The following is a 21,766-nucleotide window of genomic DNA, read 5'->3' on the forward strand; positions in this document are numbered from 1 at the left end:
GCCGTAAAGGGATACGCGACGGCCTGCCGTGTGCGGCGCTACCCCGGTCCGGCTCAGCCGGCCAGGCAGCCCGGACCGAGCAACGCCTTCAGGTCACCCATCAACGCGGAGGATGGCTCCACTCGCAGGCTGTCGTCCAGCTTGAGGGTGGTGATGCGGTCGCCGCTGATCAATCGCAGGTGCACGTCCGAGGTGCCCGGGTGGCGGGTCAGCACCTGTTTGAGAGCGCCGACCTTGTCCTCGGTGCACAGCCGCGTCGGCAGGCTCACCGCCACCGGCTTGGCCACCCCGACCGCGGACAGGTCCGGCACCGCGAGGTCGTTGCCGATCAGCGACATCCGATCGTCACGGATCGAGACCCTCGCCTTCACCAGCACGATGGCGTCTTCCGAGATGTCCATGCCGTAGACCGAGTAGGCCTGCGGGAAGAACAGCACCTCGATGCCGCCGACGAGGTCCTCGAGCTGGATGATGGCCCAGGTCAGACCATTCTTGTTCACCCGCCGGTCCACGGAGGCGATGATGCCACCCAGAGTCACCTGGGCGCCGTCCTTGACCTCGCCCTCGAGGATCGAGGCGATCGAGGTGTCGGACTGCTGCCGGAGGATGTGCTCGACCCCGTTGAGCGGGTGCCCGGAGACATAGAGCCCCAACATCTCCCGCTCCAACGCGAGGCGGTGCTTGGTTTCCCACTCCTCCTCCGGGACCCGGATCGCGAACACCGACGACAGCGACTCATCGGCACCGCCCGCGTCCCCGAACAGGTCGAACTGCCCGACCGCCTCGGCCTTCTTGGTGCCGAGGACCGACTCGATGGCGTCGGTGTGGATCAGGAACAGGCCCTTGCGGGGATGCTCGAGCGAGTCGAACGCCCCCGACTTGATCAGCGACTCGGTGACCTTCTTGTTGCAGGCGATCACATCGATCTTGTTGAGATAGTCGGAGAAATCGGTGAATTTCCCCTTCTCGGTGCGCGCGTTGATGATCGAGGCCACCACATTCGCGCCGACATTGCGCACCGCGCCCATGCCGAACCGGATGTCGCTGCCGACCGAGGCGAAGTTGACCGCCGACTCGTTCACGTCCGGTGGCAGCACCGTGATGCCCATCTTCCGGCAGTCCGCCAGGTAGATCGCGGACTTGTCCTTGTCGTCGCCGACCGAGGTGAGCAGACCGGCCATGTACTCGGCCGGGTAGTTGGCCTTGAGGTACGCAGTCCAGTAGGAGACGAGGCCGTAGCCCGCGGAGTGCGACTTGTTGAACGCGTAGCCGGCGAACGGCAGCACCGTGTCCCACAGCGCCTTGATGGCGGCCTCACCGAAATCGTTGTCGAGCATGCCCTGACGGAATCCGGCGTACGCCTTCTCCAGTTCCGAGAGCTTCTTCTTACCCATCGCGCGGCGCAGCAGGTCGGCCTGGCCCAGCGAATACCCCGCCACCTTCTGCGCCAGGTGCATGATCTGCTCCTGGTAGATGATCAGTCCGTAGGTCTCCGAGAGGATGTCCTTGAGCGGCTCCTCCAGCTCCGGGTGAATCGGGCTGACCTCCTCGAGCGCGTTCTTGCGCTTGGCGTAGGAGGTGTGCGCGTTCATGCCCATCGGCCCGGGACGATAGAGCGCGAGGGCGGCGACGATGTCGCCGAAGCCGGTCGGCTGCATCAGCTTCAGCAGCTCGCGCATGCCGCCGCCGTCGAGCTGGAAGACTCCGAGGGTGTCCCCGCGCGAGAGCAGCTCGAAGGTGGCCGGGTCGTCCATCGGGATGGTGTCCAGGTCGAGGTCGATGCCCCGGTTCGCCTTGATGTTCTCGAGCGCGTCGCCGATGACCGTCAGGTTCCGCAGACCCAGGAAGTCCATCTTGAGCAGGCCGATGTCCTCACACGACGGGTAGTCCCAGCCGGTGATGATCGCGCCGTCCTGCGCGCGCTTCCACACGGGGATCGCGTCGGTGAGCGGCTCGGACGACATGATCACCGCGCAGGCGTGCACGCCGGCGTTGCGGATCAGGCCCTCCAGACCCTTGGCGGTCTGATAGATCTTCGCGACGTCCGGGTTGGAGTCGATCAGCGCGCGGACCTCGACGGCCTCCTTGTAGCGCTCGTGCTCAGGGTCGGTGATGCCCGAGACCGAGATGTCCTTGGCCATGATCGGCGGCGGCAGCGCCTTGGTGATCTGATCGGCGATCGCGAAGCCCGGCTGGCCGAACTGGACTCGGGCCGAGTCCTTGATCGCGGCCTTCGTCTTGATGGTGCCGAACGTGATGACCTGGGCGACGCGGTCACTGCCCCACTTCTCGGTGGCGTAGCGGACCATCTCCCCGCGGCGGCGATCATCGAAGTCGATGTCGATATCGGGCATCGAGACGCGCTCGGGGTTGAGGAACCGCTCGAACAGCAGACCATGCGGAATGGGGTCGATGTTGGTGATGCCCATCGCATAGGCGACGAGCGAGCCTGCCGCGCTGCCACGGCCGGGGCCGACGCGGATGCCGACCTCCTTGGCGTGGTTGATCAGGTCACCGACGACGAGGAAGTAGGCCGGGAAGCCCATCTCGTTGATGACGTCGATCTCGTAGTCGGCGCGCTCGAGGTACTCCTGCGGCGGGCCGCCGGGGAAGCGGCGGTCCAGCCCGGTCAGCACCTCCTTCCGCAGCCAGCTGGCCTGGGTTTCACCCTCGGGCACCGGGAAGATCGGCATTCGGTCGCGGTGCTTCCAGACATCGTCGTAGGGCTGGATGCGCTCGGCGATCAGCAGAGTCGAGTCGCAGGCGCCCGGGACCTCGTCGTCCCAGATCGCCCGCATCTCCTCGGCCGACTTGAGGTAGTAGCCGTCACCGTCGAACTTGAACCGGGTGGGGTCGCTGAGCGTCTTGCCGGTCTGGATGCAGAGCAGCGCCTCGTGGTTCTCGGCGGCGTCCTTGGTGACGTAGTGGCAGTCGTTGGTCGCGAGCGGCGGGATGCCCAGCTGACGGCCGATGTCGAGCAGCCCCTCACGCACGCGGCGCTCGATGGACAGTCCGTGGTCCATCAGCTCGAGGAAGAAATTGTCCTTGCCCCAGATCTCCTGCCACTTCGCGGCAGCCTCGAGGGCCTCGCGGTCGTGGCCGAGCCGCAGCCGGGTCTGTACCTCGCCGGAGGGGCAACCGGTGGTCGCGATGATCCCCTCGTGGTGTTCGGCGATGATCTCCTCGTCCATCCGGGCCCACTTGCCGAGCTGGCCCTCGATCGAGGCGCGGGAGGAGAGCTTGAACAGGTTCCGCACGCCGGTCGCGTTCTCCGCGAGCATCGTCATGTGGGTGTAGGCGCCGCTACCGGAGACGTCGTCGGACTTCTGGCTCCGGTCACCCCACAGCACGCGCTTGGTGTTGAAGCGGGACTCAGGGGCGATGTACGCCTCGATCCCGATGATCGGGGTGATGTCGTGCTTCTTGGCCTCGTTGTAGAACTCGCTGGCTCCGAACATGTTGCCGTGGTCGGTCATCCCCACCGCGGTCATGCCCAGCCGCTGAGCTTCCTTGAACATCGGACCGACCTTGGCCGCACCGTCGAGCATCGAATACTCAGTGTGATTGTGCAGATGCACGAACGAGTCAGCCACGCGCGCCTCTCTAGCTCTCGAAGGACGTGGAGCGCCCCGATGTTTTCAGCGACCTCATAACTAGCGAACCGAGTGTAGGCGCTGGGGCCGACAGCTTCGGTCACCCGCGCCGAGGCGGAGCGCGGCGGGCGGTGTGTTGCTCACGACCCCTCACCTCGATCGGAGATACTGACGCCCGGCGCGCCCGACCACCACCGAGGAGAGTCTGTGACCATCGACACCCAGAGCGAATCGCCCTCCCCGAGCGCCCGCCCGCGCTCGCGCTGGAGGCGGTGGATCCTCTGGGTCGTCGGCATCCTGCTCGCGCTCATCCTTGCCGCGGTCCTCGCCTTCACGCTCAGCCCGTGGCCCGGCGCCATGGTCGTCCGCGTCGTCTTCGACCGAGGCGCGGCGACCACCACCAGCGCCCTCGAGAAGCACACCCCGCAGGGCATCGCCTCGATCACCGATCAGCAGTACCGGGACGGCGACTCCGACGCCCTCCTCGACGTCTACTTCCCCGAGACGGCGACCGAGGCGCTGCCGACAGTGATCTGGACCCACGGCGGCGCCTGGATCTCCGGCAACAAGTCGCACTACGCGCCGTACTACCAGCTGCTGGCGGAGCGCGGGTTCACCGTCGTCTCCCTCGACTATTCGCTCGGGCCCGAGCGCACCTACCCGACCCCGGTGCACCAGCTCAACGACGCACACGCCTATGTCGTCGCGAACGCGGAGCGCCTGCACGTCGATCCGAGCCGTATCTTGCTCGCGGGCGACTCGGCCGGTGCGCAGCTCTCCAGCCAGCTGGCCGCCCTCGTCACCAACCCCGAGTACGCGCGCGAGCTCGACATCACTCCGGCGCTGCGCCCCGAGCAGCTGCGCGGTGTCGTGCTGAACTGCGGGATCTACGACGTCGAGAAGATGACGGGCGGGTCCGGCATCGTCGGCTGGGGAGCGGACCAATCGCTCTGGGCGTACACCGGCAGCCGCGATTTCGAGGACTCGACGGCGATCGGGCAGATGTCGACCATGCGCCACGTCACCGACGGGTTCCCACCCACCTACATCAGCGGCGGCAACGGCGATCCGCTGACCGACAAGCAGTCCAAGCCGCTGGCGGCCGAGCTCGGCGGGCTCGGCGTCGAGGTCACCACGCTGTTCTATCCAGAAGACCACGAGCCCGCGCTGCCGCACGAGTACCAGTTCGACCTGGACAACGAGGACGGCACACGGGCGCTGGAGCGGACCGTCGAGTTCCTGAAGGCGCACACCGCGCCCTAGCCCCCTGCCGAGCTGCCAGACTGTCCCTGCGGCCACCGTCGGGGTGACGCCGCACACCGGAAGGAACCATCATGACCGAAGTCGGCGACACCTCGACTGCGCTGCGCACCCGCGGCCGATGGAAGCGACTCGGGCTGTTCGGGCTCGCCGTCCCGGTCGTGACGGCGGCGGCAGGCGTGCTCGTCTCCCGGGTCACCCCGCGACCCTTCACGAGGGCGGTGCGCTGGGGCTTCGAGTGGGACGCGGACCGCGTCACCGCGGCTCTCGGCGCACACGAGCCCGCCGGGGTCGCGCGCGTCACGGACCAGCAGTACCGAGACGGAGACCCCGACGCCCACCTCGACGTCTACTTCCCCGAGGCGGCGCAGGGCCCGCTGCCGACGGTGATCTGGACCCACGGCGGCGGCTGGATCTCCTGCCACAAGACCGACTTCGCGCCCTACTACCGGCTGCTCGCGGCCGCGGGCTTCACCGTGGTCTCGCTCGACTACTCACTCGGCCCCGACCAGACCTACCCCACCCCCGTGCACCAGCTGAACGACGCGCACGCCTACCTGATCGCGAACGCCGAACGGCTGCACGTGGATCCGCAGCGGATCGTCTTGGCGGGCGACTCCGCCGGGGCCCAGCTCTCGAGCCAGCTCGCGGCGCTGATCACCAACCCCGACTACGCCCGCGAGGTCGGCGTCACCCCTGCGCTGCGCCCCGGCCAGCTGCGCGGTGTGGTGCTCAACTGCGGCGTCTTCGACGTGAGGAAGGTTGTCGGCCTGCCAGGAATCCTCGGTTGGGCCATGGACCAGTTGGTCTGGTCCTCCCTCGGCACCAAGGACTTCGACGATTCGGCCGCGGTGGCACAGATGTCCACGATCCTCCACGTGACCGGGCAGTTCCCGCCCACCTACATCAGTGGGGGCAACGCCGACCCGCTCACCGATACCCAGTCGGTGCCGCTCGCCGAGCGGCTGCGCGGGCTCGACGTGGACGTGACGACCGTCTTCTACCCGGCCGACCACAAGCCGGCGCTCGGGCACGAATACCAGTTCAAGCTCGACAACGAGGACGGCCGGTTGGCGCTGGAGCGGACCATCGAGTTCCTGCGCAAGCACACCGAGCAGGACTGAACGGGCGGGCAGTTCTCACCGGGCGGGCACGTCGCCGTCGTCCGGGCCGGGGGCCACGGCGGAAGTCTGCTCGGGCAGCAGCGGCGTGACCGCGAACCGTCCGTACTCGGCGTCCGCGGGCAGCGCCTCCACGGCCCGGACGCCGGGCCGTGCCGCGAGGGCGCGGAGCTGTGCGAGGTCGCCGCGCACGGTCATCCCGACCACACAGGCGCACCCGTCGGCGAGGCGCCCGGCCGACACAGCATCGATGCGGGCCTGCCGGTCCCACTCCCCCGCCGAGCCCTGCAATCGTCCGGCCGCGACCAGCGGGGAACGGCGCACCGCCGCCTCGTCCGCGGGCACGTCCACGACGATCAGCGGCGTCTGCACCCGATCGATCGGCACCCGGAACAGCACCTGGGAGATCCGGACGCCGTCGGCGAGGCGGTAGGCCTGTTCGACGGTCGCCTCGGGGCCGAGCGAGACCAGCGCCCAGTGCTGATCGGCGTCGGACCCGCCGACCGAGTCGGCCGCTCGATCGAGGTACTCGCTGACCGCCTCGCCGCCGTCGGGACCGAGCCGGTCGGTCGCGATCGAGGTCGGCCGCGGCGGGTTGGCGAGGCCGAGCACCACGACCAGCACCGCCAGGGCGAGAGCGCAGCAGACCGCCACGATCGCCCCGGCCCGATCACGCACTCCTGAGGACCTCGAGGGCGTATTGCAGATCCTTCGGGTAGTCGCTGGTGATCTCCATCCAGCGGCCGTCCGCGGGGTGCGCGAACCCGAGCGCGCGGGCGTGCAGCCACTGCCGTTCGAGGCCGAGCCGCTCCGCGAGCCGGGGGTCGGCGCCGTAGGTCAGGTCGCCGCAGCAGGGATGCCGGAGCGCCGCGAAGTGCACCCGGATCTGGTGTGTGCGCCCGGTCTCCAGGTGGATGTCGAGCAGGCTGGCTGCCTGGAACGCCTCCACCGTGTCGTAGTGCGTGACGCTGGGCTTGCCGTCCGCGGTGACCGCGAACTTCCAGTCGTTGCTGCGGTGCCGTCCGATCGGCGCGTCGATCGTGCCGCTACTCGGGTCGGGGTGGCCCTGCACCAGCGCGTGATACCGCTTGTCGATGGTGCGCTGCTTGAACGCGCGCTTGAGCAGCGTATACGCGCGCTCACTCGTCGCGACCACCATCACGCCGGACGTGCCGACGTCGAGCCGGTGCACGATGCCCTGTCGCTCGTGCGCCCCGGAAGTCGAGATGCGGAAGCCCGCCGCGGCGAGCCCGCCGATGACCGTGGGTCCGGTCCAGCCGACGCTCGCGTGCGCGGCGACGCCGACCGGCTTGTCCACCACCACGACGTCGTCGTCGGAGTACAAGATCTCCATGCCCTCGACCGGCTGCGCCTCCACCGTCAGCGGCCGCGCGGGTTCGGGCAGCTCGACCTCGAGCCAGGCACCGGCAGGCAGCCGGTCCGACTTGCCGACCGCGATGCCGTCGAGCAGGACCGCACCCTCGTCGGTGAGCGCGGCGACCGCGGTCCGCGACAGGCCGAGCAGCCGGGCAAGGCCCGCATCGACGCGCATGCCCTCGAGCCCGTCGGGTACGGGCATCGACCGTGTCTCCCTCATGCGTCCGCCGCCTTGCCTGCATCGAGGTCGGAGTCGGCGGTGGCGTCGGAATCGGCGCCCGCCCGGGTGCCGTCGGGTTCGAACCCGAACAGGGTGAGCGCGACCAGCAGGATCGCGCCGCAGACGATGGCCGAGTCGGCGACGTTGAACACCGGCCACCAGCCGACCGACACGAAGTCGACGACGTGGCCCTGAAGCGGGCCGGGGGCCCGGAAGATCCGGTCGATCAGGTTGCCGAGCGCACCGCCGAGCACCAGGCCGAGGCCGAGTGCCCACCACGGCGACCGCAGCGTCCGGCCGATCTTGATGACGCCGATCACCACGCCGATCGCGACCAGGGTCAGCACCCAGGTCATCCCGGTGGCCATCGAGAAGGCGGCGCCCGGGTTGCGGACCAGGGTCAGCGTCACCACGTCACCGATCAGCTCGATCGGCTCGCCGGGCTTGATGTGCCGCACCGCGAGGATCTTGGTGACCAGGTCCAGTCCCAGGATCAGCGCCGCGATCGCGACCAGCATCGGCATCCTCAGCGGCGCCTGCACGGCGGCCACCGCGGTTCCACCTCCCGTTGCCTCGCTCGCCCCGGCGTCGGGGTTCTCCGCATTTTCCGCTTCACTCACCCCGCCATCATCCCTTACGGTGGCACGCCGGGCCCCACCACACCCAACCGTGGCTAACCTGGTCGGGTGCCTGTGTTCTCTCCTCGGTCCGCCCTCCCGGCAACGGCGACGGCCCGGACCGCTCTGGTCGCCGCAACCCTCGCCCTCACCTCCCTCGTCTCCGCGTGCGGGTCCGGCGGTGATGCCGCCCCCACCGATGTCGCCACCGCGTCCGCCACCGAGGTCACCGTCCCGGTGTCGGCGGTGACGGCCACCGTCCTCGATCCGGGCGCGGAGCCGCGTCAGCGGGTCACCGTGCACCCGCCGATCGGTTCCGAGCAGCACGCCACGCTGACGACCCGTTCGCAGGTCTATCAGCAGATCGACGATCAGCCACAGCAGGACTTCTCGACCCCGGAGCTGCGCACACCGCTCACCGCGACCGTGCGAGGCGAGCAGTCCGATCCGGCGATCCAGGTGGACCTGACGCTCGGATCGATCGGCACCCCGGACCCGCGGCTGTCCGACGCACTGAAGGAGTCGGAGGGGTCGGGCGCGGGCTTCACCGTGCAGCCGACCGGGGCCATCACCTCGCTCCGGATCGCCCCTGACCCCGACTCGAGGGATATCGCCCGCTCCGCCGTCGAGCAGGCCTTCTACCAGTCCGTCTATCGCACGGTGTCGTTCCCGGACGCGGAGATCGGGATCGGGGCGGTCTGGACGCTCCGGCAACAGGTCATGAGCGGGATCGCGCTCGACCAGGTGACGACGGCGACCCTGCGGGAACGGGACGGGGACCGGCTCACGGTCGACGTCACGGTGACGCAGACGCCCGAGTCGCCCGTGTGGGATCTGCCGGACAAGTCGAGCAGGCTCAACATCGACACGTACGTCATGACGGGGACCGGCACCATGGTCGTCGACCTGAATCAGCCGCTGCCCGTCGGCGGGGACGTCACCGTTGGCGGTCACCAGAGCTACCGCGACCCGAACGCCACCACGACGCTTCGGCAGACCATCACCAACCGCGTGCAGTGGGCCGGTTGATGCGCCGCACGCGCGTCCTGGCCTGCACGGTGGCCGCGCTGCCCCTGCTCGCGGGGTGCGGCGGATCCGGCGGCGAGGAGGCAGCCACGTCGTTGCCTCCGCTGCCCGCCCAGGTGACAGCCTCGGCGACGGCAGGCGCAGGCCCGATCACCGATCCGGCCCGGCTGAAGGCCGCCCTGCTCACCACCGCCGACCTACCGACCGGTTTTGCGCCCCTTGCGGATCCGGTGCAGGACCTGGGTCTGCCGCCGGCCCCGGAGTACGACGCCGCCGACCGGTCGAGCACCGATCCGCAGGCGTGCGCGGCCGTGCTGCGCGAGGTGGCGGACCAGGTGCCCGGGTCGACGTCGCGCGCCCTGGCGAGGTTCGGCGGGCCGGACTTCACCAGCGTCGACATCGACGCCGCGAGTTACCCGGACGGTGGCGCCGCCGGCGCGCTGGCCCGCGTCCAGGAGACCCTCTCCGGGTGTACCGAGTACCGGGGCACGGACGCCGACGGTTTCGAGGTGCAGTACCGGCTCGGCGGCCTCGAGCAGCCGGCGGTGGGCGACGCCTCGATCGCGGTGCGGCTGCTGACGTCCAGCGACGGGGTCACGATGACCTCGGACGTGGTCATCGCTCAGGTCGGCTCGACCCTCGTGCAGCTGGTGGCCTCCGGCCAGCAGCCGATCGGCCAGGACCTGCTCGCGCGGCTGGCCCGCACCGCAGCGGACCGGATCGGCGCCGCCGCTCCCGTGTGAAACGCCGAATGCCGGCACCCCTTGCGGGGCACCGGCATTCGGTCGGTTCCAGCTAGCGTCAGACGCAGGCAGGCGAGGTGAGGTTCGCCAGCTTGACGATGTTGCAGGCGTACTCCTTCGACAGCTTCCACTGGCCGTTCTCGACCACGAAGCCGGCGGTGCCGGCGCTTACCTGGCCGCCGATGTCCATGTTGACGGTGGCGGTGAGGGTGCCGTCGCCGTTGTCGAGGATCGGGTCAACGACGGTGACGGTGGCGTTGGACTGCTTGGCGGCCGCGGCCACGGCGTCGAACAGGCCCGGGTCCGACTCGCCGTCCTGGACGAGGGTGACCTTCTCGGCGGCCGGGGTGGCCGGGTCGAGGCCCTTGACCAGCATCGCGTTCAGCTCGACCGCGGAGGGCGCGGCCGGGTAGTCGAGGCTGCTGTCAGCAGCCGTGGTGGTGGCCTTGGCGGTCGTGGTCTTCTCCGCCGTGTTGGTGTCGTCACCACAGGCGGCGAGCGAGAGGGCGGCCGCCACGGCGACACCGGCGATGAGGGTCTTGCGGAGCATCAATGCTTTTCCTTTTCTCGGGTGAACATGTTCTCGGTGCTCGTTGGTGCTCAGAGCGATTCAGGGGTTGCGTCCACTATGGCATCCACCGAAGTCTGTCTGTGACAGTAGTGAACACCATAAAAATAAGGTGATCCTTAATGAAGGCTCGCCTCGGGGTCCGCGCGGCCAAGTCCGCCGTCGTCCTCGGCAAAGGTACGCGCGAGGCCCGGCCCGGTCGAGCGTGTCTCGAATCGGACCGTGACCACGCCATGTCCGCAGCCCTGGACCCATCCGTGACCGAACTCACTATGCGCGACGTCCTGACCGGGGCGCCAACGGACCGCATCCGCGACCACCGGCGCGGGCGGCGCGTCCGCCTCCGGCCGCCTCTCCTCTGTGACGAGCATCACATCGCCCTGGTCCAGGTCGGGGAACAGCGAGCCCTGCCGAACAGAGGTGAGTCCCCCGAGCGAGACCCCGACCAGTCGCACCGGGCCCAGCTCGAGCGGATCGATCACCTGCCGCTGCGCGGTGGCCACCAGGGTCTGCAGGTCCGCCGTGGCGTAGGGCAGGGTGGCCGAGCGGGTGACGATGCTCATGTCGGACTTCTTCAGCTTCAACACCACGGTCCTGGCCGCCCGGCCGTCGCCGAGCAGCCGGGAGTGCGCGGCGGCGCCGGTGCGTTCCACCGCCGCACGCAGCTGGTCAAGGGTCACCAGGTCGGCGGCGAAGGTGGTCTCGGCGCTCACCTGCTTCGCGTCGGCGCGCTCGGCCACCGGGCGGTCGTCGATCCCCTGCGCCAGGCGATGCAGGCTCGGCCCCAGCGTGGCGCCGAGCACCGAGACGATCTCGGTCGAGGAGGTCGCGGCCAGCCCGCCGATGGTCTCGATCCCGAGCCTGCGCAGCTTCTCGTCCGCGACCGGGCCGATCCCCCACAGCTTCCGGACGGGCAGCGCCTCGAACAGCCCGCGCTGCTCGGCCGGGGTGACCACCCGGACCCCATCCGGTTTCGCGAGCCCGGAGGCGATCTTCGCGATCTGTTTGCCCGACCCGGCGCCGATCGACGCCACCAGCCCGGTCCGGTCCCGGATCAGGGCGCGCAACTCCTCCGCGAACACCCGGACCGCTACCGCATCCGCCCCGGCCAGCTCCTGCGGCTCCCCGAACGCCTCGTCCATGGAGATCATCTCGAGCACCGGCATCCGGGTACGCAGGGCGTCGAAGACCGTCTTGCTGAGCATCGAGTAGAGGCCGCCGCGCGGCGGCAGCACCACCGCGCCCGCGCCGACCATGCGCCTGGCCTGGTGCATCGGCATCGCCGACCGCGCCCCGTAGGCGCGCGCCTCGTAGCTGGCACCCGCGACAACTCCGCGACCGCCCAGCCCGCCGACGAGCACCGGCCGCCCACGCAGCGTCGGCCGGGTGAGCTGCTCGACGGAGGCGAAGAACGCGTCCATGTCGAGGTGCAGCACCCAGCGGCGCGAGGTGGTCGGCCCGGTCATCGTGGTGCGAGCGTCATCGCGATCGGGGCTTCTTCTTCCTCGGCTGGGGCAGCGCATCGGCGGTGCGCTGGATGAACTCGTGGAGCCAGTCGGTGTCGGCCAGTCGCTCCGGTGGGATCGCCAGGTAGTCCTTCGCACCCGGATACGGCGCGGCAAGGGTCACCGCGTCGAGGTACTCGTCCGCCGCCTCGCTCGGTTTGACGAAGACGGTGTCGTCACAGATCAGCGCGACGATCTTCTCGTCGCAGTACAACCCGTACTCGCCGAACATCGCGCGGGCGCGCACGTCCAGGGGCTCGAGCTGCCCGAGGACGTGCGCGACCGTCTCCTTGCTGGTGCTCATAGGTGGGAAGCTACGCCGGTACCCCGACAACGGGGCACCGACACTCCTCACGCCTTGGTGATCACGACCCGGGCGCCCTCGCCCAGGTCGACGGCCCCTGGACCGCTGGCCTCGCCGAGCTCGAGGCTGGTCGCGAGGATCTCCCCCGCGATCAGCTCACGGTGCCTGACGGCCCAGTCGAGCCGGTCCTCGGGCACCTGCAACGTGACGACGATCCGGTCCGAGACCTCCAGGCCCGCCGCGCGGCGGGCGTCCTGCAGCTCGCGGATGCGGTCCTTCGCCCAGCCCTCGGCCTCGAGCTCCTCGGTGACCGCCGAATCGAGGACCACCAGGCCCGCGTTCTCCGGCAGGGCCGCGGTGGACTCGGGCTCGGCGGCGACCAGGCGCTGGGTGTACTCGGACGGGAGCAGCGCGATGCCGGCTTCAGGAGCGGAGCCTGCGGAGCGACCCGGCCACACCGTGACGACACCGTCCACCTCGGACCAGTCCCCCGCCTTGACCGCCTTGATGACCGTCTGCACGTCCTTGCCGAGACGCGGGCCCGCGGCCCGTGCGTTGACGACGAGCTCGAACTTGCCGTGAACGTCCACGTCCTCGGTCAGGTCCACCTTCTTGACGTTGACCTCGTCGGCGATGATGCCGAGGAACGGGCGCAACCGCTCCGCGTCCTCGGCCGCGACGGTCACCTCGGGCAGCGGCAACCGCACCCGCAGGTTCTGCGCCTTGCGCAGGCCGAGCACGGTCGAGCAGACCGAGCGGACCTCGTCCATCGCGCTGACCAGCTCCGGATCGGACGGCAGATCGGTGGCCTCCGGCCAATCCGTCAGGTGCACCGAACGCCCGCCGGTGAGGCCGCGCCAGATGACCTCGGTGACCAAAGGCAGCAGCGGCGCCGCGAGCCGCGTCACGACCTCGAGCACGGTGTGCAGGGTGTCGATGGCGTCGCGGTCCTCGTCCCAGAACCGCGTCCGGGACCGGCGCACGTACCAGTTGGTCAGCGCGTCGCAGAAGGTCCGCAGCTCGTCGCAGGCACCGGCGATGTCGTTGACCTCGAGCGCCTCGGTGATCGCGTCACGGGTGCCCGACAACTTCGCCAGGATGTACTTGTCGAGCACATTCGGCGAATCGGTGCGCCACTGTCCCGGCTTGCCCGCGTACAGCTGCAGGAAGCTCCACGCGTTCCACAGCGGCATCAGGGCCTGCCGGGAACCCTCGCGGATGCCCTGCTCGGTGACGACCAGGTTGCCGCCGCGCAGGATCGGCGAGGACATCAGGAACCACCGCATGGCGTCCGAGCCGTCCCGGTCGAACACCTCGTTGACATCGGGGTAGTTGCCCTTGGACTTGCTCATCTTCAGGCCGTCGTCGCCGAGCACGATGCCGTGGGCGGCGACGGTCTTGAACGCCGGGCGGTCGAAGAGCGCGGTCGCCAGCACGTGCAGCGTGTAGAACCAGCCGCGGGTCTGGCCGTTGTACTCGACGATGAAGTCGCCGGGGTTGTGGCCTTCCTGCCCGTTGCCGCCGTCGAACCAGTCCTTGTTCTCGAACGGGTAGTGCACCTGCGCGTACGGCATCGAGCCGGACTCGAACCAGCAGTCCAGCACCTCGGGGACGCGACGCATCATCGACTTGCCGGTCGGGTCGTCCGGGTTCGGGCGGACCAGGTCGTCGATCATCGGCCGGTGCAGGTCGGTCGGCCGCACGCCGAAGTCGGCCTCCAGCTGGTCGAGCGAGCCGTACACGTCCGTCCGCGGGTATGCCGGATCGTCCGAGATCCAGACCGGGATCGGGCTCCCCCAGTACCGGTTGCGGCTGATGTTCCAGTCGCGGGCGCCCTCGAGCCACTTGCCGAACTGCCCGTCGCGGATGTGCTCGGGAACCCAGGTGATCTCCTGGTTCAGCTCGACCATCCGGTCCCGGAACTTGGTCACGGCGACGAACCACGACGGCACCGCCATGTAGATCAGCGGCTGGCCGCTGCGCCAGCTGTGCGGGTACGAGTGCTCGATCGTCTCGTGGCGAAGCAGCTTGCCGGCCGCCTTGAGGTCCTTGGCGATGACCGGGTTGGCGTCGAACACCTGCAGGCCCTCGTACGGCGGCACCATCGCGGTGAACTTGCCGCCCGCGTCGAGCGGCTGCACGATCTCGATGCCGTTGGCCGTCGCGCAGTCCATGTCCTCCTCACCGAAAGCCGGTGCGAGGTGGACGATTCCGGTGCCGGAGTCCGTGGTGACGTAGTCGGCGGCGAGCGTGCGGTGCGCGTTCTCGTGGCCCTTGCCGGGTCCGTGGAAGAAGTCGAACGGCGGCTCGTAGGACAGGCCGACCAGCTCGGCGCCCTTGTGCTCGGAGAGCACGGCGGGCTCCTCGCCGAGTTCGCGGGCGTAGTGGGCCACCCGGTCCTTGGCGAGCACGTACCGCTTGCCGTCCTTGCCCTCGACCTGGACGTAGTCGATCTCGGGGTGCACGGCGATCGCCAGGTTGGACGGCAGCGTCCACGGCGTGGTGGTCCAGATCAGCGCGTTCGCGCCGTCGAGCGGCGACCCGGGTGCGACGAGCGGCATGTCGACGGTGACCGCCGGGTCCTGACGCATCTTGTACGCGTCGTCGAGCTTGGTCTCCTGGTTCGACAGCGGGGTCTGCTCGTACCAGCTGTACGGCAGCACCCGGAAGCCCTGGTAGATCAGTCCCTTGTCGTGCAGCTCTTTGAACGCCCACATGACCGACTCCATGAAGTCCAGGTCTAGGGTCTTGTAGTCGTTGTCGAAGTCGACCCAGCGCGCCTGGCGGGTGACGTATTCACGCCACTCGTCGGTGTAGCGCAGCACCGAGGACTTGCAGGCGGCGTTGAACTCGGCGAGGCCCATCGCCTCGATCTCGGACTTGTCCTTGATGCCGAGCTGCTTCTCGGCCTCGAGCTCGGCGGGCAGCCCGTGGCAGTCCCAGCCGAACCGGCGCTCGACCTTCTTGCCGCGCATCGTCTGGAAGCGCGGGATGAGGTCCTTGACGTAACCGGTGAGCAGGTGACCGTAGTGCGGCAGGCCGTTGGCGAAGGGCGGGCCGTCGTAGAAGACGAACTCGGGCGCGTCGGCCCGGTTGGCGATGGAGGCGCGGAACGTGTCGTCCGAGGCCCACTCGGCCAGCACCCGCTGCTCGAGTTCGGGGAAACGCACGTTCGTGTTGGCCTTGCCGCCGCCGAGATCAACTCGCGGATAGCCTGCGCCCGTCTGGTCGGATCCGTTGCCGGTCGAGTTGTTCGTCAACTCAGTACTCCCTCGTGCCGTGTCTGGCACGGGGACGACGGCAGCGCCTCTGCGCTGCGACCGCGGTACCACCCCGCTTGCCCGGACGCGGCAGCGCCGCGGCCCGGACCTCTCGTGCTGGGCTGTGACGGGCCCACCCGTTCGGTTCTACTGAGCGACCCGTCCATCTCGAACGCGTGCCGTTCTTCCGAAGGCTCCCCGGTGATGGCCGGATCAACGCCACATACTGACTGCGATTCTAGTCGTCGGCGTCAAATCGCCTGTCCGACGACTCCCGGCTCGCGTCGGCCCGCCCGCCCGATGGCGGGGCACCGGGTTCGGCCGCGTCCGGTGCGGTGTTGCCGCGTAGTGAACTCACCAGCAGCAACACCGCACCGATCACGCAGACCACGATGCATCCCCATGCCCAGACGACCGATCCGGTCATCAGGGCGATCACCAGCAGCGCGAACCCCACCGCTGCCATTACGAGCGTCAGGACCAGCACGACGGGCGTTTCCGTCTTAGTTGTTGCCCTTGGCGAACGTCTGGCTCAGGCCGGGCTTGGAAGCCTCGCCACCGAACGCCTCCTGGCCACCGTCCACGGGGACCGCGGAACCGCGCTGCTCGAGCTCTTCGAGCTGCGACTCCAGGTAGGACTTCAGCCGCACCCGGTACTCGCGCTCGAACGTCTTGAGCTGCTCGATCCGGCCCTCCAGCACGCTGCGCTGCTGGTTGATGGTGGCCATGATCTCGGTGTGCTTGCGCTCGGCGTCGGCCTGGAGCGCATCCGCCTTCTCCTTGGCCTGACGCAGCTGCGTCTCGGAACGCGTCTGGGCGTCGGAGAGCAGTGCCTCGGACTTCTGCCGTGCGTCGGAGATCATCGCCTCGGAGCGGGTCCGCGCGTCGCTGACCAGCTGCTCGGAGTTGGTCCTGGCCGTGGTGACCAGCTGCTCCGACTCCGTCTTCGCATCGCCGGTCAGGCGGTCCGCCATCTCCTGGGCGAGGCCCAGGATCTTCGCGGCCTGCAGGTTCGCCTCTTCGGTGTTGCCAGGGCGAGCGACGGGAGCGGCGGGCGCGGGGGCTGCGACCGGGGCGACCGGCTTGGGCGGCTCTACAACCCGAACGGGCTCCGGCGCGGCACCTGCCGGCCGAGGAGCCTTCTTCGCATCCGCGAGCTCCTGATCGAGCTCACCCACGCGCTGGCGGAGATCCGCGTTCTCCTCGATCAGTCGCGAGAGCTCCTGCTCGACGAGGTCGAGAAACGCATCGACCTCGTCTTCGTTGTAGCCCCGCTTGCCGATAGGCGGCTTGCTGAACGCGACATTGTGCACATCAGCTGGTGTCAGCGGCATGGAAGGATCCCTTCACGCGTCTGTTGGCGGTCGAGCAAGCATTCAGTTATAGCGCATACAGCGGGAAACCAAGCAATCCCACTGTAACTGGCGTCCATTCTGTCACACCAGACCCGTAGGTCGCGCCACGACTCAACCATCGACATCACGCGGCCAGTCCTTGAACGACCGACATCAAGATGAAGACGATGAACAGCAAGACCATGATTGATAGGTCCAACCGAACCCCGCCGAGATTTATCGACGGAATTAGCCGCCGGAGCAGCTTGATCGGTGGATCTGTGACCGTAAATATCGCTTCGAGAATGACAACCACAATGCCGGTGGGTCGCCAATCGCGAGCAAATGTCCGGATGAACTCGACGATGATCCGTCCGATGAGTAACAACCAAAAGACGAAGAGCAGGAAGTAGATCACCGCGAACAAGGTCACTCCATCACTTTGCCTGACTCGGCCGGACCAATCAAAACGAGATCGGTCCGCACCGGCCTCAGGACATCCGGCCGGGCCAGCCTACTTCCAGCCCGTCCAGACCGCCTATTTCTGGTTGTAGAAGCCGGTTTCGGCGATCCGACGCCGCTCCTCGGCGGAGACATCGATATCGGCAGGTGAGAGGAGAAACACTTTTGTGGCCACCTTGTCGAAGGAGCCGCGCAGCGCGAACGCCAGGCCGGCCGCGAAGTCGACGAGGCGCTTGGCGTCGGCGTTGCTCATCTCCACCAGGTCCATGATGACCGGGGTGCCGTCGCGGAAGCGCTCGCCGATGATACGAGCCTCGCCGTAGTCGCGGGGGCGGAGCGTGGTGATCTTGGACAGCGGTCCGCCCTCGTCGAATACGGGCGCGCGTCGGCTCTCGACGCGCGGCTGGGTGTCGACCGCGAGCGCGCCGCGGGTCGCGGGCGTGCGGGCACCGACGGGAGCGCCGGGACGGGTGCTGCGCGCGGGCAGCGGCTCCATCCGACGGGGCGCGGCCGGGCGGTCGAGCTCGTCGAGCTCGTCGCGGGGCACGTAGCCGACATCGTCGTACTCACGGTCCAGCTCACCCTCGTAACGTCCACCGCGGGGTGCGCGGCGCGGCTCCTCGAGGTAATCGTCTTCGTAATCCTCGAGGGGGACCATGCCGAAGTAAGCCTTGAACTTGTGCAGAGTGCTCATCGTCGACCTTCCTTGGCGCGGCGGACAATCGGGCGGTGCGCCGATCAGTTCGAGGCTATCGGCCGGGAACCCAACAGTGCGGTTCCGACACGCACGCAGGTGGAACCGTACCGTACGGCGACCTCCAGATCACCGGTCATCCCCGCCGACAATTCCGTCGCCGCGGGATGACTGCGGAGCAGCTCCGTGTGCGCGGCCTGCAGCGCCGCGAACGCCTGCTCCGGATCGGCCCCCAACGGGGGAACCGCCATCAGCCCCGAAAGCTCAAGCCCGGCCGCCGATTCGGTGCGGTCGGCGAGCTCGGGCAGCTCGTCGAGCGGTACGCCACCTCGGAGCGGGTCGTCGTCCAGACTGACCTGGAGCAGCACCCGCAGCGGCCGGTCCCTGCCGCCCTCCCCCAATGCGACGGTCGCGGCCTTCGCGAGGGCATCGACCAGCCTCGGGCTGTCCACGGAGTGAATTGCGTACGCCCACTGTGCGATAGAGCGGGCCTTGTTCCGCTGCACGCTGCCGATCATGTGCCACCGGACATCGCCGATGCCTGCTGCGTCGAGCTCACCGAGCTCGGCGACCTTGGAGGAGGCCTCCTGCTCGCGCGACTCACCGAACTCGCGACAGCCCAGCCCGAACAGGATCGCGACATCGGAGGCCGGGAAGAACTTGGTCACCGGCAGCAACTGGACGTCGTCCGGGTCGCGGCCCGCATCCAGGCAGGCCCGCGTCAGCCGCTCGCCGACACTGGTGAGCGCGGATGCGATCTCGGCTGCCCGCGGCGACGGTGCGTCATTCACCTGGCGTCGACTCCATCCAGATCACACCCGCCAGCCGCCCGGTCGGCGCGCCCCGACGATGACTGAACAGCGCGCGGTCCTCGATCGTGCAGCGCGGGTCCTCCGCCACCCCGGACACGCCGGCCTGCAGCAGCTGGCGGCGCAGGCCCGCCCGTAGGTCGATCCCCGGGGTGCCGTGCACCGTAGTGGTCGCGCTGCCCGGCAGATGCTTCTCGACGTCCGCGCGCATCGCCGCGGGCACCTCGTACTGACGGCCGCTCGCCGCGGGTCCGAGGAAGGCGCCGATCCGTTCGACCGCCGCGCCCTTCGCCACCATCGCGTCCAGCACGCGCGGCACGATCCCGATCCGGGCACCGACCCGGCCTGCGTGCACCGCGGCGATCACCCCGGCCTTGTCGTCGGAGAGCAGCAGCGGCACGCAGTCCGCGGACAGCGTCACCAAAGCCAGATCGGGCACGTCCGTGACCAGCGCGTCGGTCGCCTCGACGACACCCGTGACGGGCCCGTCCACCACGGTGACGTTCCGACTGTGGATCTGCTCCATCCAGACCAACCGCTCGAACGGCAATCCGATGCCGTCCGCGAGCCTGCGACGGTTCGCGGCCACAGCGGCCGGGTCGTCGCCGACGTGGTCGCCGAGATTGAAGGAGTCATACGGGGGCGCCGAGACGCCCCCGGTTCGAGAGGTGACTACCCGACGAACCCGGAAGCCGCCCGTCACCGACGCATGAAGTCGGGCACGTCCACGTCGTCGACGTCGTCATCGGTGACCGGCACGGTTCGACTCGGTGCGCTCACGGGGACCGGCGGCAGACCGGAACCGGTGTTCTCGCGACCGTCGCGACGCTCGCGTCCGTCGCGTCCGTTCGGCGCGGGAGTGGGATCGGGGGCCTGGTGCTGCGGCGGCCGACCGATCTCACCGGCGCGGCCGGCTCCGATCGCACCGTTACCCGCCGCCGCCGACGCCGTCGCCGCTGCGGCGGCCGGCTCGACCGGGCGACGCGTCGGCGTGCCGCCGTCGAAGCCCGCCGCGATGACCGTCACCCGGACCTCGTCGCCGAGCGAATCGTCGATGACCGTGCCGAAGATGATGTTCGCATCGATGTGGGCGGCTTCCTGCACCAGCGAGGCCGCCTCGTTGATCTCGAAAAGACCCAGGTCCGAGCCGCCCGCGATGGACAGCAGCACGCCGCGCGCACCCTCCATCGAGGCCTCGAGGAGCGGCGAATTGATCGCCGACTCGGCGGCCTTGATCGCCCGGCCCTCACCGCGCGAGGATCCGATGCCCATCAGCGCGCTGCCCGCTCCGGACATGACGCCCTTGACGTCCGCGAAGTCCACGTTGATCAGGCCGGGGGTGGTGATCAGGTCGGTGATGCCCTGGACGCCGTTGAGGAGGACCTCGTCGGCGCTGCGGAACGCGTCCATCAGGCTCACGGCGGCGTCGCCGAGCTGGAGCAGCCGGTCGTTGGGGATCACGATCAGCGTGTCGCAGGACTCCCGCAGGGCCTGGATCCCGTTGTCCGCCTGGCCGCCACGCCGCTTGCCCTCGAAGGAGAACGGCCGGGTGACAACGCCGACGGTCAGCGCGCCCAGCTTGCGGGCGATGCTCGCCACGACCGGTGCGCCACCGGTACCGGTGCCACCGCCCTCGCCTGCGGTCACGAAGACCATGTCCGCGCCCTTGAGGACCTCTTCGATCTCGTCCTTGTGATCCTCGGCGGCCTTGCGGCCCACCTCGGGGTCGGCGCCTGCGCCGAGACCGCGGGTGAGTTCTCGGCCGACATCCAACTTGACGTCGGCGTCGCTCATCAGCAGCGCCTGCGCGTCGGTGTTGACGGCGATGAACTCGACTCCCTTGAGTCCCTGCTCGATCATGCGGTTGACCGCATTTACGCCGCCGCCGCCGATGCCGACGACCTTGATAACGGCGAGGTAGTTGTGCGGGGGCGTCATGGGCTCTCGCCTTCCGTGTGTGTGAACGCGCTCGGGGTGATGCTCGTATAACTGAAATTACGTCGTGCTGGTGGGGCGGATGTTGCTGGTGATGCGGCACTTCTCAGATAAACCCTCAACCTCAACCATAGGCTTAGAGTTATGTCAAGTAGCCGACTGAAACGAAACGCTATGCACGACAGGTCCGATCCGCCAGCAGGCGCGCCGACGGGCGACACGATTTGTCGTCGCGCTCATTTGACGGTGACCAGATCGGGACTCGAGATGTCGTACACCTTGCCCGGCTGGCCGAGCAGCGGCAGCGCGATGGCGGACTTGCGTTCGGTGTTCTCGACGCTCCCCCACACCAGCTGCCGCCCGTCGAGCAGGGTGACCCGGATATCGGAGATCGAGCCTGCGGCGACCTCCCCGACCTGGGCCCGCAGCGGCGGCGGCATCGAGGTGAGCACCTTGAGCGCGTCGACCGTCACCGGATCCTCCAGACCGGGCCGCTCGACCTTCAGGCGCGGCACCCCAGGCGGCGGCGGTTCGATCGCGTAGGCGACCGCGCCCGCGTCCATCAGGTGGGTGCCCTCGGGGGTGTCGTAGAAGACGGCGGGCGCCCGCTCGACGACCGTGACCCGCACCGTGGACGGATAACGGCGTTCGACCCGCGCATGATCGACCTTCGGAATCGAGGCCACCCTCCTGGCGGCCGCGTCCACATCGACCTGCAGCAGCGGCTTCCCGGTCGGGATGGCAAGGATCGTCAGCACCTCGTCGCCGGGGACGCCGACGTTGCCGACCACCGAGACCTTGCGCACCGAGAGCACCGGGGTGAACCAGGCCGCCGCGACGAGGCCGACCAGCGCGATCACCGACAGCGCGATGATCAACGGCCGCTTCCGAATACGTGGGCGGCTGCCCCGACGAGGTTTCCCGGCGGCTCGCTTGCT

The 21,766-nt window shown here is 68.9% G+C and carries 20 protein-coding genes; 4 read left to right on the forward strand and 16 right to left on the reverse strand.

Annotated features, from left to right (window positions below):
- Positions 1 to 53: 53 nt before the first annotated feature.
- Positions 54 to 3,593, reverse strand: coding sequence for a DNA polymerase III subunit alpha (gene dnaE / locus JOE46_RS06725; protein ID WP_097212194.1), 3,540 nt, complete (start codon positions 3,591 to 3,593; stop codon positions 54 to 56).
- A 207-nt stretch (positions 3,594 to 3,800) separates the two neighbouring features.
- Between dnaE and JOE46_RS06730 the strand changes: the two genes are divergently transcribed.
- A complete protein-coding gene (locus JOE46_RS06730; RefSeq protein WP_257017498.1) occupies positions 3,801 to 4,856 on the forward strand; it encodes an alpha/beta hydrolase in 1,056 nt (351 codons plus the stop codon).
- A gap of 71 nt (positions 4,857 to 4,927) precedes the next feature.
- Positions 4,928 to 5,977 (forward strand): alpha/beta hydrolase, encoded by a 1,050-nt coding sequence (locus JOE46_RS06735; RefSeq protein ID WP_097212193.1) that lies wholly within the window; start codon positions 4,928 to 4,930, stop codon positions 5,975 to 5,977.
- 15 nt (positions 5,978 to 5,992) lie between these two features.
- On the opposite strand, the gene JOE46_RS06740 is transcribed toward JOE46_RS06735, so the two are convergent.
- Genes JOE46_RS06740 through lspA form a run of 3 tightly spaced genes read right to left on the reverse strand, consistent with a single transcriptional unit; the run spans position 5,993 to position 8,095 of the window.
- The gene (locus tag JOE46_RS06740; RefSeq protein ID WP_257017497.1) at positions 5,993 to 6,652 is read right to left on the reverse strand and encodes a hypothetical protein; all 660 of its coding nucleotides are present in this window, start codon (positions 6,650 to 6,652) and stop codon (positions 5,993 to 5,995) included.
- A complete protein-coding gene (locus JOE46_RS06745) occupies positions 6,645 to 7,571 on the reverse strand; it encodes an RluA family pseudouridine synthase (RefSeq protein ID WP_097212192.1) in 927 nt (308 codons plus the stop codon). The genes JOE46_RS06740 and JOE46_RS06745 overlap by 8 nt, the downstream gene beginning before the upstream one ends.
- Entirely contained in the window at positions 7,568 to 8,095 is a 528-nt protein-coding gene (gene lspA / locus JOE46_RS06750) for a signal peptidase II (RefSeq protein WP_218840976.1), read from the reverse strand. The genes JOE46_RS06745 and lspA overlap by 4 nt, the downstream gene beginning before the upstream one ends.
- A 219-nt stretch (positions 8,096 to 8,314) precedes the next feature.
- Here lspA and JOE46_RS06755 point away from each other — a divergent pair, with 219 nt between their 5' ends.
- Positions 8,315 to 9,217 carry a hypothetical protein gene (locus JOE46_RS06755; RefSeq protein WP_097212225.1) on the forward strand — a complete coding sequence of 301 codons (903 nt, stop codon included), beginning with the start codon at positions 8,315 to 8,317 and terminating at the stop codon, positions 9,215 to 9,217.
- Complete coding sequence (locus JOE46_RS06760) at positions 9,217 to 9,957, forward strand: sensor domain-containing protein (RefSeq protein ID WP_245220959.1); 741 nt, start codon at positions 9,217 to 9,219, stop codon at positions 9,955 to 9,957. Before JOE46_RS06755 ends, JOE46_RS06760 begins: the two co-directional genes overlap by 1 nt.
- 58 nt (positions 9,958 to 10,015) lie before the next feature.
- Here the strand turns inward: JOE46_RS06760 and JOE46_RS06765 are convergent, their stop codons facing one another.
- From JOE46_RS06765 to JOE46_RS06820, 12 genes are all read right to left on the reverse strand, one after another.
- Entirely contained in the window at positions 10,016 to 10,510 is a 495-nt protein-coding gene (locus JOE46_RS06765) for a hypothetical protein (RefSeq protein ID WP_179800573.1), read from the reverse strand.
- Between the two features lie 134 nt (positions 10,511 to 10,644).
- Positions 10,645 to 11,991 (reverse strand): DNA polymerase IV, encoded by a 1,347-nt coding sequence (locus JOE46_RS06770; protein WP_097212189.1) that lies wholly within the window; start codon positions 11,989 to 11,991, stop codon positions 10,645 to 10,647.
- Between the two features lie 13 nt (positions 11,992 to 12,004).
- Positions 12,005 to 12,334, reverse strand: a complete 330-nt coding sequence (locus JOE46_RS06775; protein WP_097212188.1) for a TfoX/Sxy family protein — start codon at positions 12,332 to 12,334, stop codon at positions 12,005 to 12,007.
- A 47-nt stretch (positions 12,335 to 12,381) separates the two neighbouring features.
- Positions 12,382 to 15,594 carry an isoleucine--tRNA ligase gene (ileS, locus tag JOE46_RS06780; protein WP_097212187.1) on the reverse strand — a complete coding sequence of 1,071 codons (3,213 nt, stop codon included), beginning with the start codon at positions 15,592 to 15,594 and terminating at the stop codon, positions 12,382 to 12,384.
- Between the two features lie 238 nt (positions 15,595 to 15,832).
- Positions 15,833 to 16,081: a hypothetical protein gene (locus tag JOE46_RS06785; RefSeq protein WP_097212186.1), complete on the reverse strand. Its 249-nt coding sequence runs from the start codon at positions 16,079 to 16,081 to the stop codon at positions 15,833 to 15,835.
- A 16-nt stretch (positions 16,082 to 16,097) separates the two neighbouring features.
- Positions 16,098 to 16,928, reverse strand: coding sequence for a DivIVA domain-containing protein (locus JOE46_RS06790; protein WP_097212185.1), 831 nt, complete (start codon positions 16,926 to 16,928; stop codon positions 16,098 to 16,100).
- A 145-nt stretch (positions 16,929 to 17,073) separates the two neighbouring features.
- The gene (locus JOE46_RS06795; protein ID WP_097212184.1) at positions 17,074 to 17,361 is read right to left on the reverse strand and encodes a YggT family protein; all 288 of its coding nucleotides are present in this window, start codon (positions 17,359 to 17,361) and stop codon (positions 17,074 to 17,076) included.
- A gap of 105 nt (positions 17,362 to 17,466) precedes the next feature.
- A complete protein-coding gene (locus JOE46_RS06800) occupies positions 17,467 to 18,084 on the reverse strand; it encodes a cell division protein SepF (RefSeq protein ID WP_097212183.1) in 618 nt (205 codons plus the stop codon).
- 44 nt (positions 18,085 to 18,128) lie between these two features.
- Positions 18,129 to 18,875, reverse strand: coding sequence for a YggS family pyridoxal phosphate-dependent enzyme (locus JOE46_RS06805; RefSeq protein ID WP_097212182.1), 747 nt, complete (start codon positions 18,873 to 18,875; stop codon positions 18,129 to 18,131).
- Positions 18,868 to 19,596 carry a peptidoglycan editing factor PgeF gene (gene pgeF, locus JOE46_RS06810; RefSeq protein ID WP_097212181.1) on the reverse strand — a complete coding sequence of 243 codons (729 nt, stop codon included), beginning with the start codon at positions 19,594 to 19,596 and terminating at the stop codon, positions 18,868 to 18,870. Before pgeF ends, JOE46_RS06805 begins: the two co-directional genes overlap by 8 nt.
- Positions 19,593 to 20,831 carry a cell division protein FtsZ gene (gene ftsZ / locus JOE46_RS06815; RefSeq protein ID WP_077041926.1) on the reverse strand — a complete coding sequence of 413 codons (1,239 nt, stop codon included), beginning with the start codon at positions 20,829 to 20,831 and terminating at the stop codon, positions 19,593 to 19,595. Before ftsZ ends, pgeF begins: the two co-directional genes overlap by 4 nt.
- A gap of 233 nt (positions 20,832 to 21,064) precedes the next feature.
- Positions 21,065 to 21,706: a cell division protein FtsQ/DivIB gene (locus JOE46_RS06820; protein ID WP_245220960.1), complete on the reverse strand. Its 642-nt coding sequence runs from the start codon at positions 21,704 to 21,706 to the stop codon at positions 21,065 to 21,067.
- Between the last annotated feature and the right edge of the window lie 60 nt (positions 21,707 to 21,766).

Source organism: Rhodococcus sp. PvR099 (genome assembly GCF_017833315.1).
GTDB lineage: Bacteria > Actinomycetota > Actinomycetes > Mycobacteriales > Mycobacteriaceae > Rhodococcus_G > Rhodococcus_G oryzae.

Coding starts and splice junctions, on each gene's coding strand:
- JOE46_RS06800 (WP_097212183.1), bottom strand. CDS start 18,084: ATGAGCACTCTGCACAAGTTCAAGGCTTACTTCGGCATGGTCCCCCTC.
- ftsZ (WP_077041926.1), bottom strand. CDS start 20,831: ATGACGCCCCCGCACAACTACCTCGCCGTTATCAAGGTCGTCGGCATC.
- JOE46_RS06760 (WP_245220959.1), top strand. CDS start 9,217: ATGCGCCGCACGCGCGTCCTGGCCTGCACGGTGGCCGCGCTGCCCCTG.
- JOE46_RS06790 (WP_097212185.1), bottom strand. CDS start 16,928: ATGCCGCTGACACCAGCTGATGTGCACAATGTCGCGTTCAGCAAGCCG.
- JOE46_RS06745 (WP_097212192.1), bottom strand. CDS start 7,571: ATGAGGGAGACACGGTCGATGCCCGTACCCGACGGGCTCGAGGGCATG.
- JOE46_RS06735 (WP_097212193.1), top strand. CDS start 4,928: ATGACCGAAGTCGGCGACACCTCGACTGCGCTGCGCACCCGCGGCCGA.
- lspA (WP_218840976.1), bottom strand. CDS start 8,095: ATGCCGATGCTGGTCGCGATCGCGGCGCTGATCCTGGGACTGGACCTG.
- JOE46_RS06775 (WP_097212188.1), bottom strand. CDS start 12,334: ATGAGCACCAGCAAGGAGACGGTCGCGCACGTCCTCGGGCAGCTCGAG.
- JOE46_RS06770 (WP_097212189.1), bottom strand. CDS start 11,991: ATGACCGGGCCGACCACCTCGCGCCGCTGGGTGCTGCACCTCGACATG.